Here is an 862-nt window from a genome sequence, read left to right on the forward strand (position 1 = left end):
CAGAAAGCTTACAATCGCATCTTTTAAAAATGCCAAAGACCATAGCAAGCCTTGCGTTGATTTTTGAACTTCTTGACGGTGGTCGTTTAGAAATTGGACTCTATGCCATCACAACAGCCTTGCGTTGGACAAGTTATCTGTTAAGCCATGCCAAACGTCTTTATACAGCGGGGGATACATTGACAGCAGAAAGTGCAAAATTAATTGTCGAGCGTTGTGATCATTTACCCGATGTCTTTACTTTACGCGATATTCATCAAAGAAGTTGGACGCATTTAAAAGACAATCAAGCCGTTAAACAAGTTTTAGAGCTTTTATGCCGTTGTAACTATATTCGTGAAATCTCTGGAGATAATAACTCCCAAGGCGGTCGACCTACCATACGCTATGAATGGCACCCCTTAGTGAAAAGTCATAAGACATCACACTGAGGCAATTTGGAAATCTTATAAAACATTAAACAATATAACAGTGAACCTTTAAAGCACTCCCCATCATTAGTTTTTGGGGGGTATGGGGGTTATGGGGGTTCTTTTTACCCCCCCCTTTATATATATTTGTTAGTCAAAAATAAAAGTTATTATATTTCAAGTGGTTAATATTTTACAGATCTAAAAAAACAACCTATATCGACACCACAACCTATAAATTCAACCAATAATATATGTTTTGTAGGTGTTTTGGGGGGGTAAAAACAGACAAAACCTATCTATAAAATAATTCATAAAACTTATCAAAATACTCATTCTGATATTTTAAAGCACATAGTGTATTTATCTTGATTAACCCATGAAATGAATAGCAAACTTCACTACTTTGTTGATCTTATTCCATGTCATGGGCTGTGGATAAACAGCATTTA

Annotated in this window: 1 protein-coding gene; it reads left to right on the forward strand. The window is 35.6% G+C overall.

The features are described from left to right. The coding region (locus tag ACFIQE_RS11015) for a DUF3987 domain-containing protein (protein ID WP_375707766.1) at positions 1-431 on the forward strand (431 nt) is incomplete at its 5' end. Between the last annotated feature and the right edge of the window lie 431 nt (positions 432-862).

The sequence above is a fragment of the Bartonella sp. AA1HLJMS genome (assembly GCF_042197445.1).
Lineage (GTDB): Bacteria > Pseudomonadota > Alphaproteobacteria > Rhizobiales > Rhizobiaceae > Bartonella.